Annotated in this window: 16 protein-coding genes; 5 read left to right on the plus strand and 11 right to left on the minus strand. The window is 39.4% G+C overall.

All coding sequences use genetic code 11. The annotated features are described in order from the left end of the window. Positions 1 to 255: 255 nt before the first annotated feature. From R2S10_RS08275 to R2S10_RS08300, 6 genes are all read right to left on the minus strand, one after another. Positions 256 to 948, minus strand: coding sequence for a hypothetical protein (locus R2S10_RS08275; RefSeq protein WP_316839982.1), 693 nt, complete (start codon positions 946 to 948; stop codon positions 256 to 258). Between the two features lie 59 nt (positions 949 to 1,007). Beyond that, positions 1,008 to 2,393 (minus strand): alpha-L-fucosidase, encoded by a 1,386-nt coding sequence (locus R2S10_RS08280; RefSeq protein ID WP_316839983.1) that lies wholly within the window; start codon positions 2,391 to 2,393, stop codon positions 1,008 to 1,010. Positions 2,394 to 2,473: 80 nt separating this feature from the next. Further along, a complete protein-coding gene (locus R2S10_RS08285; protein ID WP_316839984.1) occupies positions 2,474 to 3,631 on the minus strand; it encodes a DUF3095 domain-containing protein in 1,158 nt (385 codons plus the stop codon). A 12-nt stretch (positions 3,632 to 3,643) separates the two neighbouring features. Then, positions 3,644 to 4,330: a class I SAM-dependent methyltransferase gene (locus R2S10_RS08290; protein ID WP_316839985.1), complete on the minus strand. Its 687-nt coding sequence runs from the start codon at positions 4,328 to 4,330 to the stop codon at positions 3,644 to 3,646. A 12-nt stretch (positions 4,331 to 4,342) separates the two neighbouring features. Further along, positions 4,343 to 5,260: a UbiA family prenyltransferase gene (locus tag R2S10_RS08295; RefSeq protein WP_316839986.1), complete on the minus strand. Its 918-nt coding sequence runs from the start codon at positions 5,258 to 5,260 to the stop codon at positions 4,343 to 4,345. A gap of 134 nt (positions 5,261 to 5,394) precedes the next feature. Further along, the gene (locus tag R2S10_RS08300) at positions 5,395 to 5,760 is read right to left on the minus strand and encodes a hypothetical protein (protein WP_316839987.1); all 366 of its coding nucleotides are present in this window, start codon (positions 5,758 to 5,760) and stop codon (positions 5,395 to 5,397) included. 196 nt (positions 5,761 to 5,956) lie between these two features. Here R2S10_RS08300 and R2S10_RS08305 point away from each other — a divergent pair, with 196 nt between their 5' ends. Both R2S10_RS08305 and R2S10_RS08310 read left to right on the plus strand, forming a co-directional pair. Next, a complete protein-coding gene (locus R2S10_RS08305; protein WP_316839988.1) occupies positions 5,957 to 6,937 on the plus strand; it encodes a helix-turn-helix transcriptional regulator in 981 nt (326 codons plus the stop codon). 2 nt (positions 6,938 to 6,939) lie between these two features. Continuing rightward, on the plus strand, positions 6,940 to 7,950 hold the full coding sequence (locus R2S10_RS08310) for an AraC family transcriptional regulator (protein WP_316839989.1): 1,011 nt from the start codon (positions 6,940 to 6,942) through the stop codon (positions 7,948 to 7,950). A gap of 37 nt (positions 7,951 to 7,987) precedes the next feature. Here the strand turns inward: R2S10_RS08310 and R2S10_RS08315 are convergent, their stop codons facing one another. Both R2S10_RS08315 and R2S10_RS08320 read right to left on the minus strand, forming a co-directional pair. Then, complete coding sequence (locus R2S10_RS08315) at positions 7,988 to 8,434, minus strand: hypothetical protein (RefSeq protein ID WP_316839990.1); 447 nt, start codon at positions 8,432 to 8,434, stop codon at positions 7,988 to 7,990. A gap of 47 nt (positions 8,435 to 8,481) precedes the next feature. Further along, the gene (locus R2S10_RS08320) at positions 8,482 to 8,727 is read right to left on the minus strand and encodes a hypothetical protein (protein ID WP_316839991.1); all 246 of its coding nucleotides are present in this window, start codon (positions 8,725 to 8,727) and stop codon (positions 8,482 to 8,484) included. A gap of 157 nt (positions 8,728 to 8,884) precedes the next feature. On the opposite strand from R2S10_RS08320, the gene R2S10_RS08325 reads away from it, so the two are divergent. Continuing rightward, positions 8,885 to 9,928 (plus strand): hypothetical protein, encoded by a 1,044-nt coding sequence (locus R2S10_RS08325; RefSeq protein WP_316839992.1) that lies wholly within the window; start codon positions 8,885 to 8,887, stop codon positions 9,926 to 9,928. Between the two features lie 35 nt (positions 9,929 to 9,963). On the opposite strand, the gene R2S10_RS08330 is transcribed toward R2S10_RS08325, so the two are convergent. The 3 genes from R2S10_RS08330 to R2S10_RS08340 all read right to left on the minus strand — a co-directional run bounded on the left by R2S10_RS08330 (position 9,964) and on the right by R2S10_RS08340 (position 15,363). After that, positions 9,964 to 12,174, minus strand: coding sequence for a beta-N-acetylhexosaminidase (locus R2S10_RS08330; RefSeq protein ID WP_316839993.1), 2,211 nt, complete (start codon positions 12,172 to 12,174; stop codon positions 9,964 to 9,966). Between the two features lie 187 nt (positions 12,175 to 12,361). Continuing rightward, the gene (locus R2S10_RS08335; protein WP_316839994.1) at positions 12,362 to 14,497 is read right to left on the minus strand and encodes an ATP-binding protein; all 2,136 of its coding nucleotides are present in this window, start codon (positions 14,495 to 14,497) and stop codon (positions 12,362 to 12,364) included. Positions 14,498 to 14,616: 119 nt separating this feature from the next. Beyond that, positions 14,617 to 15,363, minus strand: coding sequence for a hypothetical protein (locus R2S10_RS08340; protein WP_316839995.1), 747 nt, complete (start codon positions 15,361 to 15,363; stop codon positions 14,617 to 14,619). A gap of 100 nt (positions 15,364 to 15,463) precedes the next feature. Here R2S10_RS08340 and R2S10_RS08345 point away from each other — a divergent pair, with 100 nt between their 5' ends. Together R2S10_RS08345 and R2S10_RS08350 are read left to right on the plus strand one after the other, a co-directional pair. Further along, positions 15,464 to 15,949, plus strand: coding sequence for a GNAT family N-acetyltransferase (locus R2S10_RS08345; RefSeq protein ID WP_316839996.1), 486 nt, complete (start codon positions 15,464 to 15,466; stop codon positions 15,947 to 15,949). 5 nt (positions 15,950 to 15,954) lie between these two features. Beyond that, the gene (locus R2S10_RS08350; RefSeq protein ID WP_316839997.1) at positions 15,955 to 16,434 is read left to right on the plus strand and encodes a MarR family winged helix-turn-helix transcriptional regulator; all 480 of its coding nucleotides are present in this window, start codon (positions 15,955 to 15,957) and stop codon (positions 16,432 to 16,434) included. The last annotated feature ends 2 nt before the right edge of the window (positions 16,435 to 16,436 follow it).

Consider the following 16,436-nt stretch of genomic DNA (forward strand, 5'->3'; position numbering starts at 1 on the left):
GGTTCCATTCCCTGAATCCTTTGCTAAAAAACAAAAGAATCAAAATCAGGGAGCAGAGCTGCAATAGACTGTATAAGACAAGCTTCAAATACAGTACATTTAAAAAAAAGTAAAGATCTATCAGAGATTATTGGTAAATGGCAAAGAAATTAATAGTCATCCTAATAATAGATCCATTGTACTTAAATTTGTAGTACAACGGATTTAGGATAGACATTGTTTTTTAGGAGGGTATTTAACAATTCATTTAAGCCCTTATTTTTTGGAGTTATCCTGATTATTAGAGTTCACATTGGATTTACCCTGTTGTTTTTTGGCGGTAATGATGGGCATATAAATCACCAGGCGAAGCTCATTAAGTATTTTTTTCAGCTCCTTCATCAATTCTATAAGTAAGGCAACCTGATCATCATCACGATTCAGCAATCTAAATGCTTCATCATTGTTCAGTTTAAACTGTCTTTTCAGTAATAAGGGGATTTTATTGCTTTCGGCAGTCAGGGCACAAGCATATAAAAATAAGCTATGAATCAATTCTGCAAGGGAACGTTCATAACACAACCTAAGCTTTTTATAGCTCTGACCACGCTTAAAAATCGTTTGATAAGGCTTAAAGCGCATTCCTTCAAAAACATATTTTGCAGATTGGGCATCCCGATTTTCATTAATCCCAAACCAGGCAATCAGCTCCATTTTTGTGTTACCTACAAGTGTAAAAGACTTTAGACAGCTTTTAACATACGGATCTTCCACATCTTCAAAGAAAGTCCCATCTTCAACTGGGTGTTCCCAGGGACTATTAAATTCACTATAATACTCTTTAAAAGTTTTTTTAAAGGTGAAATAATATACAAATTCATAGAGATCAGAATGAACAGAGGCCAATAACATACTAAGGCCTCTGATACAAGTGTCTAAATCGAAGGGATCATTTGTAGAAGTTTTCATAATTGTATATGACTAAAACCTGATTGGTATAATTTAAATATACAATTATATTTAAATTCCTAATGATCTTCAACAGTTTTTAAGCGTAGCCTAATGACAGGAATTCCATCTGCCATAGAAAACTGTGATTTATTGAGATTGAGATTCAACAAGCGGTTATTTGTTGTACCAAGCGCTACCGGTTCACCTGTTTCCAGCATACTGCAACTGATTAGGTCCGACTGATTAAATGGCAAATTTAATTCTCCTGTAGTCAGGGGCTTAATGATGCTGACAAATACTTCGCGTTCTCCCTTTTTCTTCTTCCTGGCTTCGGTAAATACCAGACCTGGAGCAGCAGTTATGCCTTTTAGTGGTTGCGTGTCATACACAGCTGCACCATTGCCGACTAACCAGCCTCCCATTTCTCTAAGACGGTGAATTGCAGCAACAGGTATCCGACCATCAGGCATTGGTCCTACATTTAGCAGATAATTCCCACCCTTTGCGGTATTGCTAACCAGATAACCTAACATTTCTGTCGCCGATTTCCAGCTATAATCTGTCGAATGCCATCCCCAGGAATGCACCATAGTAGCTGGTGTTTGCCAGGGCCTTTCTAAAATCTTATCCGGGTACTGATTGTCGTGCATTTCTAAAAAGTCTATGTCATCACCTGGCCCCTGATAGCGAATACGTCCATTGATTAAGCATTTAGGACTCCATTTCCTAACTACCGCAATCAATTCGTCCCTCCTATGTTCAGTGATTTTATTCGGCTCATCCCAGGTATCAAACCACAACAAATCGGGATCATATCGTTGAATTAACTCTACTACCTGAGGTAATGACTTCTGTTGCCAATATTTCTCGAAGTCTGCATCAGTTCTTTTAACCTTGCTCCATTCCGGCCAATCTCCACCAGGATGCTCCCAATCCTGCCAGTGAGAATAGTAAAAGCCCAATTTCAAGCCATACTTTTTACAAGCCTTTGCCAATTCACCAAGTACATCACGTCCTTTCAGCGGGCTGTTGGCGATATCAAAAGTCGAAACCTTACTGTCCCATAAAGCAAAGCCATCATGGTGTTTCGCGGTGATCACGAAGTATTTCATTCCAGCATTTTTAGCTTCCAGAATCCATTGATCGGCATTGAAATGAATGGGATTAAATTGACTGGCCAACTGTTGATATTCTTTTTCAGGAATCTCTAATCGCTGCTGGATCCATTCAGCATACCAGCTGTCTCCATACTTAAAGGTCTTATCTGGCAAACGGTGTCCCTTATACTCGCCACCTAAAATACTATACAGGCCCCAGTGGACAAACATTCCAAACCTGGCTTCTTTGAACCAATCTGCCCGATGAGCTGGATCAACAGGAATCTTCTGGTTGCGCGACTGCGCGAAAGTTCCGGATAGGAACAGGAGTACAACATACGTCGTAAGCATTAATTTTTTCATCATTTAGTGTGTTCTTGGTTATCATTTGGTCGTTCCAAGTTAAGGATTCTTTGATAAAACACGAAAGTTATTGGCAGTCAGAATCAAAGCGATTGATTGGCGATCTTAGTCTTTAACTGCCTCGCAGCTTGCGTATAGCCACCTTCCGAGCCATCTACAAAATGAATGTGATCGTTTTCAAGATCACGCACATAACAAGACATGACCGAATCTCTGCTGAGCTGCATTCCATATAAAATATCCCCTGATTGTTCCATCAGATCTAAAGCATTGCTGAGTAACATCCTTTGATTTGAATTACCAGAAATAACTGTATTGATCCGGCCATCAATCACCAGCGTGTCCGACATTTCCACCAGGCGATTCAGGTAATTCCTTCCCTTTTCAGTTCTAAAATAGATATATCCATACCCATTAATCAACCAGGACTGAATCAGTTCAAAAAGCTTAGTACGACCGATTCTTGCACGCATCTCCATCTTCAACCTACCAAATGTAGATTTTAACCGCAACTTACCAACCGATATGGGTTGTCTTTTTTCTGGACTACCATAAATTTCATCCAGCAAGGTGATCACCTTACTAAACACCTTTGAAGAAATCCTCCCCTCTTTTGCAATAATCAGCAACGTAACGATTTCATGGTTCCGTTCCGGTGGATCAATTTTATCCCACCTACACTGCATACCCCTTAAATCCAGTTCCTCGGCAGGAATTAATTGTGCAGGCAAGAGGTACTCCTCCCCTTTGATCAATTTCTCTGCATAGCTTAAACCAGAGCCCAAAACTACCGGAATAGAAAAGACCTCGGAAACACTGTACTTGCTGATCTTTAATTCCTTTCCCTGCTGATAAACCTCCTGAACAGGTACAGTTCCAACCCTCAACTCTAAATTGAAATTAGATAGCGTAGTGCTTTTAAACTTTAACAGACTCTGCATGGCGGGCGCTAATATGGATTCAGGAACAATAAAAGTAGCCCCATCTCCTCCAAAAAAGAACGGAATTCTTATTCCTGCTTTATAAACAAGGTTAAGGACAGCTACAATGCTTCCAGTAGCAATCAAATTAACAGTTTCGTGAAGACCAGCCGCTACGGCTTCCGTAGAACCTTTAATATCTGTAATGATGATATGCCAGTCGGACGGAATGGTATCGAAGTATTTTTCCTCCATCAAAAGCGCCGGAAGCGACAACTTATGGCTAACCAAATCCTGATAAAAATGCGCTGTTGCTTCCATGCGATTTAATGATCAATTTTTTTTATTGTTATCCCTCTTGATGTTCTCTGTTGCTTTTTGAAAAACTAAGCTCTGAATAAATTTCTTATAATAATACCTTTCTTCCAATAGTTTGTAGTTTGCGGTTATAAAATAGGGCATCATATTGATCAAAGAAGAAGCTTCTACATTACCCACCAATTTAAAGAACCGATACATAACTGATAAAAAGGCAGCTTTCCACCATCCTCCCTTTACTTTATTTTTACTCCCAGTTCCTTCTGCTAAGCTAAAATCTGTATGAAACCAAAGTCCACCACCACGAAGCATTACATCCAAGTGTTTAAACACCATCACTGCGCGTTGTTCTGCAAAATTATCAAACAGAAAAGGTGTACAGACCACATCAAAAGGGGCATCGCTTGAAAAATCTTCAATGCCAAGATTCACAAACTCCACTGTATTTCCGGCAATCACCCTTTGCTTTGACAATTCAATCATCTTCGTTGAAATCTCCACATAAACCAGGGATAGCCCATCCGGACGAACCTTAGCAATTTCTTCCAAAATCCAACCCGTGCCTCCTCCAACAATCAAAACCCGTCCTTTTTCCGGAAGATATTGAAGCTGATCCAGCTGTGCATTCAGTTGAGATTTAAAGAAAACCAGACGACTCAACCGATCGTAATAACGAGCGATATGATCATAATTATTCATCATAAACCTAGCGTATTAGGGTAAAGGCATAAATTGCATGGCCAGCATACCACAAATGGCTTTGAACAGAATCAATCCATCAATTACCATCAGATAATATAAGATATTTTTTCTGCGTCTCATGGTATAGGCAATATAAATGGTCAGTAAGAAGGGCAATAAATTGAGTAAAAATGGAATTGGCCCGAAGCCTTTATAGCTCACAAAAATGAATAAAGCAATGATCCCTACAATTAACAAAGGAATCAGGATATAAAAAATGGTTTTTCTTAAGCCAAACTGGACTACAAAAGTTTTCAATTGTTTATTCGCATCGTTAGGATAATCTTTGATATCGAAAATAATCGCATTCACGGTACAGAACATCCAGTTTTTAATGAATAACCAGGTCCAAAGTAAGGGATCATGATAGCCTACACCAGTTTCAATCTTCAGCATGATCAATGGCATCACATTGGCACAACAGGCCCATACAAACCCAATTACAAAAGCCTTTAGCCATCCCGTATTTCTCAGATTCAATTGTCGGAAGGACTTTGGCAACAAACCATAATAGAAAGCCCCGGCAAAAACAATCACCGCTATTGCCGCCCAATAAGTCGCAGGAAGGTCCAGGATATTCTGGTAATTCTGATACAGCAAATTGATCATTAAGCCCAGGCAGAGCGTAAACAGCAGCGCCTGACTCCATTTAATAAAGTTTTTATGCTGAAAATACCATTGGCTCCGAGGATTATTTGGCGCAGGTTGTGCCGACATTTTATGGTAAGCATAGGTATAATAAATTGTTGGCGCTAAAAACAACAATAGGTAATAATTGATGGAATTATAGGGCAACTTAAGTTGCATGGTTGCTTCCAATGTTAATGCAACAGCCAGTATGCCTACAAAGTAATTTCCAAAAAATATAAACCGAATAATTTTACTGCCCATCAAGATATAAGACCAGAAGGATCTATGAGGCCAATTTCGGATATAAAAAGAATATTTCCCTATAAACAGCCCATTTTTATGGGCTACCTCAATAACAATGAAAAATCATGGCCTGCGAACTATCCTGAAGGATATCAGTAAGCTTCGAAATTATTGCAATTTACGCAATGTAAAACCCTCTGATCTATACCATAGAGAACGCATTCGATATTTCTACGCTCTTCAATGATTTCTCTGGCATGTTTCAATCCCTTCTCTATACTTTCAAAAACGGTATAGATCTTTTGATCAGGATATACGGCATAATTACAAGCTTCATCCAAAACAATTCCGGTATTAATTTCCGCTCTAACCAGGGCTACTTCTTTAATATTTAATATGGGGAATTTCTCCAGATTTGAGGGGGCATCATCTCCATTTTTCCAGCGATTGACAATAGATTGCAGCCATTTTTTAAAACGGGACAATAATGATGACCGGTAACGCACTGGTTTTTTCATGAGATGTAAGATGGAGAATCTGTCGCTAATTATTAAGGTAGAAAATTACGTATTATTTTTAGAAATGAAAAATCCAATCGGCCTATAGCCCTTGTTTTAAGGAATTCTAGACCAAAACCTCAAGAAATACCAGACGGAAAAAACTATCTTTGGTTAAAGGTTAATTTTTTGTGAAAAAACATAAAGACGATCTTATATGAAGGAGGTGATCCACCAGTATGGTGTAGAATTAGATTGGGTGGCAGGTCTCGCCGCAGAACTAGGCGGCTATGTAGAGGGAAATTACATCCGGATAGCCGATGAAGTACAAAAAGGAAATCGTTATGTACTCCCAATCAATGATCATTTAACAGCCTTTATCATTGATGTCACCTACCGGCAAGATGTAGTTTTCAAACTAAGAAATACCCGTAGCGACTTTGTAGGACTCTATTTTAACCTTAGTGAAGGGGATTCCATCCACATCTTAAATGAAGTGACCAGATCTGCCGGACGCTGGGGATACAATCTTGGTATATTTGATGCCGATTTGAATGGTGATTTTCAGGTAAAATCCGGATCAACGACCTATATGATTGCTATTTTCATTAAGAAAAGTGCTTTAAAACAATATCTGTCCCGAATCCCTCAACACCAGCAAATCGTAGAATCTATTTTCAATCCGGAACTGAATACGATTGTCCGCTTTGACAGAATGAGCAATCATGCCTGGTGGCTAATGAATGAACTCAGAAAAGTACCACCAGCAGGACCGGTATACGACACCTTCATCACCGGAACTGTCTACGGCCTAATTGCCGATTATATGGACCAACTCATCAATCAGGAAATCATTATTGAACAGGTCCTCCCTGAGGATGTGGGAAATATTGTGAGTTCACAAGCCTATTTAATCGGCCATATTGAGGCGGCCTTTCCCGGAATTCATGCGCTGGCAACAGAGGCTAATATGTCGGAAACCAAATACAAAAAACTATTCAAAAAGATCAGTGGCATTAGTCCGAATGCATTTTTCTTAAGCAATAAGCTCTCCTATGCTAAGGAGATGCTGGAAACAGGTGAATTTACCATTGGCGAAATTGCCCATAAATTTGGGTTCTTTGACTCCAGTCACCTGATAGAACAATTTAAAAGCACCTACGGTGTCCCACCCAAAGAATACCTTAGCCAATTGTAATTATGACGCATGAAAGGATAGAGTTTTGTTATCATTATACATTAGGCCCGGAATGGCAACAGCAAATCGTGAACGGGATTGGTGCCACCCTGACGGATAACAAGATTTTAACGATGCCGGAAAGTATTGCTGATGGAGGCTCCATATTTCTGGAAGTTACACCAGGACTGTCTGTACTCCTGATGGATATGACTTTTAAAGTACCTGTAGCCATCACCAGAATCCCTACAGACCATAAATATTATATGGCATATTTTGATATTGGCGATGAGATCACCACACATATTATTGGAGATACCGTTCATAGAGCCGGTTACCATGCTAAATTGGGCATGGGATTCATGGATTGCAGCTCTAAAGGCGTCCTCATGCCCCCTATCGGACAACGCTCTTACAGCTTAAGGTTACTCATTGAAAAAAATCATTTAAAGGAACTGGCAGGCTCCACCAGAGACCAGGAAACGAATAACCTGCTTTTTGATGAAACTAAAAACACTCTTTTCTTTTATAGCCATATCGATAGCAGAAGCAAGATCTTACTGAGCCAGCTAAAGGAAAATGACTACAGCAGTCCTTCCTTTGAATTGAAACTAAAAAGCACAGCCTTATACCTTTTAGGTTACCTGGTAGAACGGGCCAGCAGGTTTGAACCCATCATCAATAAACTCTCCAATCAGGATATAGAACGGGTATTTCTAACTTCCGAATACCTGATGGCGAATTTACTCTATGAGTTTCCAGGCTTACAAAAAATGGCAGACATGGCAGAAATGTCTGTTTCTAAGTATAAAGGACTCTTCAAAAAAATACTAAAAGATAGTCCCAACCAATTTTTCCTCAATGAGAAACTATTGCTGGCACAACAGCTTTTGCAAAGTGGCAACTTTTCCAGCGTACAGGAAATTGCTTATGAACTAGGCTATACCAGCCCAAATTATTTCACTAAAGTTTATAAACATAAGTTTGACACCCTGCCTGGAGAAATACTGATCAAACAAAACAGCAGCGCGTAAGAAACGGCTGCTGTTTGTCGCAATTAAAAGTAATCCCTTACTTCTGCATACTAAAAACCAGGAATCCCTTGTTCTTCGCATGTATAATTACGCTCCCTCCTTTTAATTCATATTTTTCTCCTGCGCTTAATAAATCCGCTACATTCAGGTCATTTTCTCCGGGAACATTCCTTGAAGTGGAAACTTTCGCATCCGCTAACACCTCATCAGATTTCACATTATAACTTCCTGTTATTTGAAGTATTTCGGGTTTACCAGAAACATTAGCTGTTTTTTTATCCTGATCAAAGGTCAGACTTAAGCTACTAACCGGATATTTGGTACTTACTGAATCTTTCCCTGCAGCATCCGATTGTACCATTTCAATCAATCTGTATTTTCCTGATGGCAGTGTTTTTTCTTCTGGTGCTTGAACTTTATCTTTTTTACAGGCAGTAAATGCGGCTGCGATCACTAGTAATACGGCTAAAAATTTGTTTTTCATCTTGTTGTTTTTATAATTAATAATGGTTGTTTTTATTTTGAATCTGGCTAATGCTCTTCTGCAATGCCCAGGTAACTTGCAATTAGCTTTTGGTCTCTCTCTGGCTTGCTGGCAATAGATAGTGAGCTACTTTCACCAATGCAAACCACACGTTTCCCTTTTTTATCTTTAATGATCACGAAAAAGCCTGCACTTTCCACTTCATTTTGTTTGCCAGCTACCTCTGCATGAATCAGATCTGTTGGAAATAATATCGGTCTTCCTTTTACGACTATATATTTTCTTAATGACATCTTTCTAAGTGTTGATTTATAAGACAAAAGTAAGGGCCTCGCCTTCCCTGGAATGGAAGGATCCGACATAAAACTCTTAAAATAAGACCGATTCAAATTATTCCGGCGATAGCTTGATTGGCCGGAGAAAACACTAAATTGAGCGTAAATACGAAAGATGGAACCTAATGACGTAAAAATATCCAAGAAGAAACCGATTTTCCCGGTTTCCCCTGCCTTACAGAAATACCTGAAAAGCTACCAACGGGAGTCTAGACTTCCGATCAGTTACGATGATTTGATGATGTTTGATGAGTCATATCCCGTCATGGATAAATATGGAAGAGATTCTTTATGGGAAGGGCCCATCTATTCTTCTGATCGCATTGAAAATCTTCATAACGGTTTAAAGGTGGTTTATGCGAATTTAAAAGCGTCTGGTAACCTCCGTATTGTACAACATAAATACATTGATAAGATTGAGTACTGTACTTTTGGTAATACTCACCCCTTCCGGATCAGGATTGTGAATCGCTTAAATGATGTTTATGATTATTTCTATGTAAAAAGGGCCGATGCTTCCCGTATCTATGGTCTGGAACTCGAGGAAATCTTATCACCAAATCAGGTAAATTATCTGGTAGATCGGGACACGCTAATTGAAGAACACATTGCCGGAATCCCTGGTGATGTATTTGCAAAAACCTATTTACACAATCCGGAATACAACCAGACGCGAATTGCAAAGGAATTCGTGAAATTCAATGAGCGATGTTTAGTCATGCTTTTAGGAGATATGAGGGCTTATAATTTCGTGGTACAAGTCACACCAGACTTTGACGACATCCAATTTAAAATCAGGGCCATAGATTTTGACCAGCAATTTTATGAGGGAAATGTGAAAGTATATTTACCACAATTTTTTAAAGAAAACTATCCCTTTGTAAAACTATGTACGGAACAGCTCACTGATAAAACCTTCCTGCAATATCAACAGGAAGAGAAGTCAGCGATACTCCACAGGGTGCGTAGTGAGCGTCATCGTTTGGCTGACTTAAGAGACGTATCCAATCAGGAGCTCCTTACTACCGTTGAAAACATCAATATGTTAAAACTGGGAATGGCTGCTCATTTTGCTGACGAGCAATATCTGGAATGTGAAACCATGACAGACATTATAGAGTTGAATGTGAAAAACATCATCCGACAAGTAAAACTATAAGCAGGGTATCCCCTGCTTATAGTTCTTGATCAATTTTAGCTCTTTTTGATCATGATCACGCCGTTAGTATTATCATTTACATCGCCGCGAACTTTTGCTTTGATGGTAAACACTGCTCCGGTTTCATAGTTGTCAATTTTGAAACTGTACTTATTATCTTTTGCTGCAGATCCGGTAAAGCCTTCGTGTAAATCCTCTGCAACCTTAACACCGTTTTTATATACTTCTACAGATTGAATATCCAGACGGGAATCTCCATCGGTATACCAGAAATGAAGCGTGTAAGCACCATTTCCATTGATCTTTCCGGAGCTGTTCATTTCTAAAATACCAAAGTCTTTTCCCTGAACATTTTGAGGGTTCCATTCTGCAACCAGCTCACCATATTTTTTAAACTGCTCGTGTTTACCTGGGAAGTAAAGCGGTAAAGAGAACTGGCTTCTATTTAACACGGTAATCGCATAAAAATCCTCTAATTCCTTTACAGTAACTGCATTGGTATAAACCGGGGAGTAAACACTTGGAATACTACCATCTGTGGTGTAACGAATCTCCGCTCCATCTACCAGGTTTTCCAATTTAATCACATAGCCATTCGCCCCTTTATCCTTACTGATCAATTTTGGCAATGGCATGCGGTAACCGATACCTGCGGCATCATAGCGACTGTATTGACTGCGCATACGGTTTTCAAAACCTTTCCAATTTTGTCTTGCTAATGGTGTCCATAACACTTCTGCCAAAGCAGACATTCTTGGGAACGTCAGGTAATCAAAATACTGCTCGGAGCGATTCTCATTCAGCAATGGAATTTCCTGAAGAATCGTTCCATGAATAAACTGATCAGACCATAATGTAGCAGATGCACCTAAAATCAACGGACGGTATTTCTCATCCATTCCTTCCAGCATTGGATTCAACTGATAAACTTTCTCTAAAGAGATTGGAGGCAACCAACCTGCAGCTTTAATTTCTCCCGGAATTGCACTTTCTGCGACGTCAAAATAGCAATAACCTGTCAATGACATTACCGAATAGTGTCCTGCTTCCGCAGCCTTAAACGCTTTCTTTGGTTCGTGCCAGATCATACCAACAGCTTTATCTTCTAAACCATCTTCAATAATTTCATCCCATCCTACAATGGTTTTACCATATTTAGTAGCGATCTTTTGAACGCGGCGGTTGAAATGAAGACGCAATTGCTCTTCTGTTTTCAGACCCAGTTCAGTTTTTTTCTTTTGACAAAGTGGGCAAGCTTTCCAACGTGTATAAACCGCCTCATCACCGCCTATATGCAAATACTTTGAAGGGAAAAGTGCGATCGTCTCTTTAATAATGTCATCGATAAACTCATAAGTACTTTCCTTACCAGCACATAAAAGCTCTCTACTGATAAAATGTTGTGACGGCACATCGTATTGCTCGCCAGTACAGCATAAATAAGGGTAAGCAGCAACTGCAGCTTGTGCATGAGCAGGTAATTCCAACTCAGGAATAACATCAACATTCCTTGTTATCCCATAAGCAACGATCTCCTTAAGATCTTCCTGGGTATAATACCCACCTTTTCTATCTGGTCCAACGCCGTTAAATCCACCAACCGAAGTTAGTTTCGGATATTTTTTAATCTCTATTCTCCAACCAGAATCATCCGTCAGGTGAAAATGTAATGCATTCATTTTGTACATGGCCATCATATCAATGAACCTCAATACATATTCTTTTGAGAAGAAATAACGGGCCACATCCAACATCATTCCTCTCCATGGATACAAGGGTGCGTCTGTAATCTCCGCCCCTTTAATCTCCCATTTCAAGCCTTTCTGGCGTTCCTTATGATAAACCTGAGGAGGTAACATTTGAAGCAAGGTTTGGATGCCATAAAACACACCTGCACTGGTATTACCCTTAATGCTAATCCTGTCTTTATTTACGCTTAATTTATAGCTTTCTTTATTCGTTGATCCGGAATCTCCCGTACTCAGTGCAATGCCATTTTGCGGACTAGCAGATTCCAGCAGCACAAAATCGTATCCGGTAGCTGGCGATAGTGCAGCAACCAGCAATTCAGCCTGTTTTTTCAGTCCTTTTGTATAAAAAATCTTTGTTTGTGGTTTAATTAGAAATGAAGCCCCGGTTTCCACTATCTTTTGTGGGAGAGGAACAATGTTAAACTGGGCCAGTACCGGTGAGGTAGCCATCAATAACACCGCGAGTAAAAAGCGCGCCTGATATTTAATTTTCATAAAAATATTTGGTTTGTTTAAGGTAAAGGACCGCGCAATATCCAGGCTTGTCCTTACACAATTGTAAGGAAATATTAACCAAAAACAATCTATAAAAAAGTAGAAAGAATTACACAATCGTTTGCATTAAGCATTGCAAACGATTGCGTAATTTACAATTCAGAAGGCCCGAAAAGCGATTTCCGGATTATTTAAGGTAATCCAGGATTTTCTCCATCAGTTCAGACTCGGTAAAAGGTTTTATGATATAATCATTTAAGCCCGCAGAAAGATACCTCTCATGCGATTCACTGCTAATTTGTCCGGTGATGGCAATGATTGGTAAATGAGATTTTTGCTGGTCACCCAGCGCACGAATTCTCTTAGTGAGCTCAATCCCATCCATTTCAGGCATCTGAATATCGGTGAGTACCATATCATACCTTTTAGCTTCCAGGAAGCTCAGTGCCTCTTGCCCATTACTAGCCGTATCAAAACTGATCCCTATTTTCTTAAAGATCATTTTAATCACCAATAAGTTCATTTCAGAATCATCAACCACCAGCAAATGGAGATTTTTAAAGCGATCGCTATTAATCACTGTAGCCTTTTGTACATCCAGTTCTTCACTATCCTTTTCGGCAATGACATAAGGGATTTCCAATGCAAAAGTAGAGCCTTTACCCAGCGTACTTTCTACAGAGATCTTACCTTTATGCATCTCCACAAGTTTCTTGCTAATGGCTAGTCCAAGTCCGGAGCCCTTTTGCCAATCACTACGGTTAGAATTGATCACTTGTGAAAACTCATTGAAAATCAAAGGAAGGTTTTCTGCGGAAATACCGATTCCGGTATCTTTCACTTTTATGAGCAGAGTAATGTGTTTTTCATCTGCTTTTTTAACACTTACCTTGATGCTCACTTTGCCCTTATCAGTGAATTTAATTGCATTTGCGATCAGGTTCATGACCATCTGCTTTAAGCGATAAGGATCGCCATCCAGCAATAAATCCGGCGAATCACCCATGACCAGCTCTAAAGTCAGGTCTTTTTGATCGGCCAATATCCTTGCGGTAGCCGCAATATCCTCTAAAATCCTTTTATAACGGAAAGGAGTTTTGGCCAGAGCCAGTTTTCCGGTTTCCAATCTTGAAAAGTCCAGCACTTCATTCACCGCTGATAATAACATCGAAGAAGAATTGTCCAGAAGCTTAGACATCTGCTGCTGGTCTTCATTTAAAGGTGTAGATTTTAATTGCTCTGAAACCCCAATTATGGCGTTTAATGGCGTTCTCATTTCATGGCTTATACTGGTAAAGAATCTGGATTTGATCACTACCTGCTCTGCAGCCAGCTGATTGGCCCTTAAAGTTTTATCATAGGCTCTGTAAAGCTTCCACATCAATAGAATGATGGCCAGGTAAGAAAGTACACTTATCCCAAAGTTAATCTGTCTGGACCTTCCAATAGCATCCAAAGAGGTCGTTGCTCTACTCTTTAAAATTGCTTTTTTCAGCTCAGCATTGACACTTTCTCTATTTCTAAACTCCTGAAATAAGCGTTTAATATTTTGGAATATACTTTCATTTAGCTTCAGAATGGTTTCTTCCTTTTTAGTTAAGACATTTCTGTTATTCTTCAGGTCCTCAAAAAGATGGGCATAGAAACTTTCAATATGCTGCAATTGCTTTTTATTGTAAGCCTCTACTTCAGAAGCATTCTGTTCATAAGTCACCTCTGTTTTAAGCGTTTTCGTAGAATCTTTACGCGTTTCTTTATTTGCAATGGCATTTCTCAGCCTTTTAAATAACTTTTGCTTAGGTGCAGCAGGCGCTGCAACGACTTCCTCTACCTTGGTCACCTTCTTCAGCATTACTTTAGGGTAAGCCTGTAGCTTCGGCTTATTTCCGGTAATCTTTAACAATTCCAGCTCTACATTGATGTTATTTAAAGAGTCTGTGAGTCTTTTAAGCTCCCCATAGATGGTCATTTGCCCCCTCTTACTCTGTAAATCTCCAACTATAGCACTAGAGATATCACTACTATCTCCTTGTTCCAGCTCTCTTAGCAAGCTGGAAATCAACTTAATATCCCTGGTATATTTCTTAAAATAAGTGGTATCCCAGAGTGTGGTATACATCCTGAAATTATTCTCAGCAGTCTGTAAACTCAGGGTAATGGTATCTAATTTTGAAATCCTTAAACTATTATCCTCTAGCTCTTTAAGACTAGAAACAAGGGTAGACTGTTGCCCCCTTTGAACTACTGAATTTCGAAATAAAAACCCAATAAATAATACAATAACTGCGGAAATGAGAAGAAAAGAGCGTTGTTTGTTTTTCATTGATTATAAAAAGATCAATATAAATTTCTATCGGTTTCCCGACTCCATTTATTACATTCAAAGTTAAACATAATTTATAACAACGCTAAAACAACAGGTTAATTATAGCTAGAGTTGGTTTAGACTGTAACAACTTGTTTACTCCCACAGAGCATAAAACCTAAAATAGGCTGACATTTCTCTTCACAAGAATCATAAAATCCCCCTTCGATCCGATGACCTGATGCAGTTTCCTTTCCCCAGAAAAACTCCGCAATACTCAGAGGTTTCAAATGATGTATTGCCGCATAGTTCAATAGTTTTGGTGCGCAGCAATCTCCGGTTCCTACAGGAATTCCTTTCTTCAATTGGAATGCCTGTTCAAGGCTACGTTTTTCCTGTTTAAAATTATGAAAGGTATACAAGGCATTTAGTTTGGCCAAAATCCCATGGGAGACCAACCTTCTTTCTGCCAGTTTCAAATACCATTCTTTCGACTCTTTTTGGAGAGTATCAATCAAATCCGTCAAGGGATGAAGATCCAGGTTCCCTCGTTCTACGGTAGCAACAAAAGCATGTTCATCTACCAAGGGTGGTACCCAGCCTGCTACATTCCAAACGCCATTGTGGCGGGAAGAGAAGGCACGAAGGATCACTTCCTTTCCATTCCCATCTTCACAAACCAGAATCCCAAACATTCTTCCCCTCATTTTTGAATATAAAATATCCGTCGACAAACGGGGATCGGCAGCTACCAATGGCACATCAAAATCTATTCTTTTATACGCGGAAAGCTCAGCCATAAGGGCATGACAATGAGGAATAGCAAGTGCAGATGGCAATTCGTGAATCTCTCCACAATCATTACAGTAACCGAAACAGGACATAGAATTTGACAAGGAGACAAAGATAAGTAAAAATATAACAATCGATTTGGATATATGTAGTCAACTACGTAGTTTTGAACCGTACAATAAAAATAAACCGATGGAAGTACAAATAGCGCAAATAAAAAATGAAGCTGCAGCAGCAATAATTGACTTGGTATTACCAATCCAGCAAATCGAATTTAAAGTAGCCATTACTTTAAGCGATCAACCGGATTTATTAGATATTGATAACGTTTATTACAAAAGCGGTGGCGCCTTTTGGGGTGCTAAAGTGGAAGGCAAGCTAGTGGGAACCATTGCCATGATTAAATTCGATAAAAATTCTGTTGCCCTTAGAAAGATGTTTGTCAACAAAACCTTCAGAGGAAAAGAGCTGGGCATCGCCCAACGCTTATTGGAAAACCTGATCCTTCATTGTAAAAGCAACGGAATTGACCATCTTTACCTTGGAACAGTTCCAGTACTACAGGCTGCCCTTCGTTTTTATGAGAGAAATGGCTTTCAGAAAATGGAAAAATCAGCACTACCAGCACACTTCCCATTGATGGGTGGAGATTCTGTATTTTATCAATTAGCCCTATAATTATAATGAACGTCATTGACGAACTTGGTATCCTGGCCCTTTCTACACGCTTACAGCGATTGAGTGAACAACTCCGGAAAGACGGTGCCCTACTCTACAAAACCTATGAAATTGATTTCGAACCGAAATGGTTTCCGGTGATTTATACGCTTCACCATAAACAACCGCTTGGCGTTGTAGAACTGGCCACGGAAATCGGTTATACCCATCCTTCCACCATCAGCTTACTGAAAGAACTGGAAAAACAAAAGCTGATCCGATCTAAAAAAGATAAGAAAGATGAACGCAAAAGACTCATCCAGCTGACTCCTAAAGGGGAAGAATTGATTGCTAAAATGCAACCAGTATGGCAGCTGATGACACAGATATTGACAGAGGTTACCGATACCGAAAACAACCTACTAAAAGCGATCGGCGAGGCAGAAGAAAAATTGAAACAACAAAGCTTTATACAAAGAGCCTTGCAGGCAGCGGCTTCTATTTAAGA

This window comes from Pedobacter gandavensis (assembly GCF_032678745.1).
Taxonomy (GTDB): Bacteria; Bacteroidota; Bacteroidia; order Sphingobacteriales; family Sphingobacteriaceae; genus Pedobacter; species Pedobacter gandavensis_C.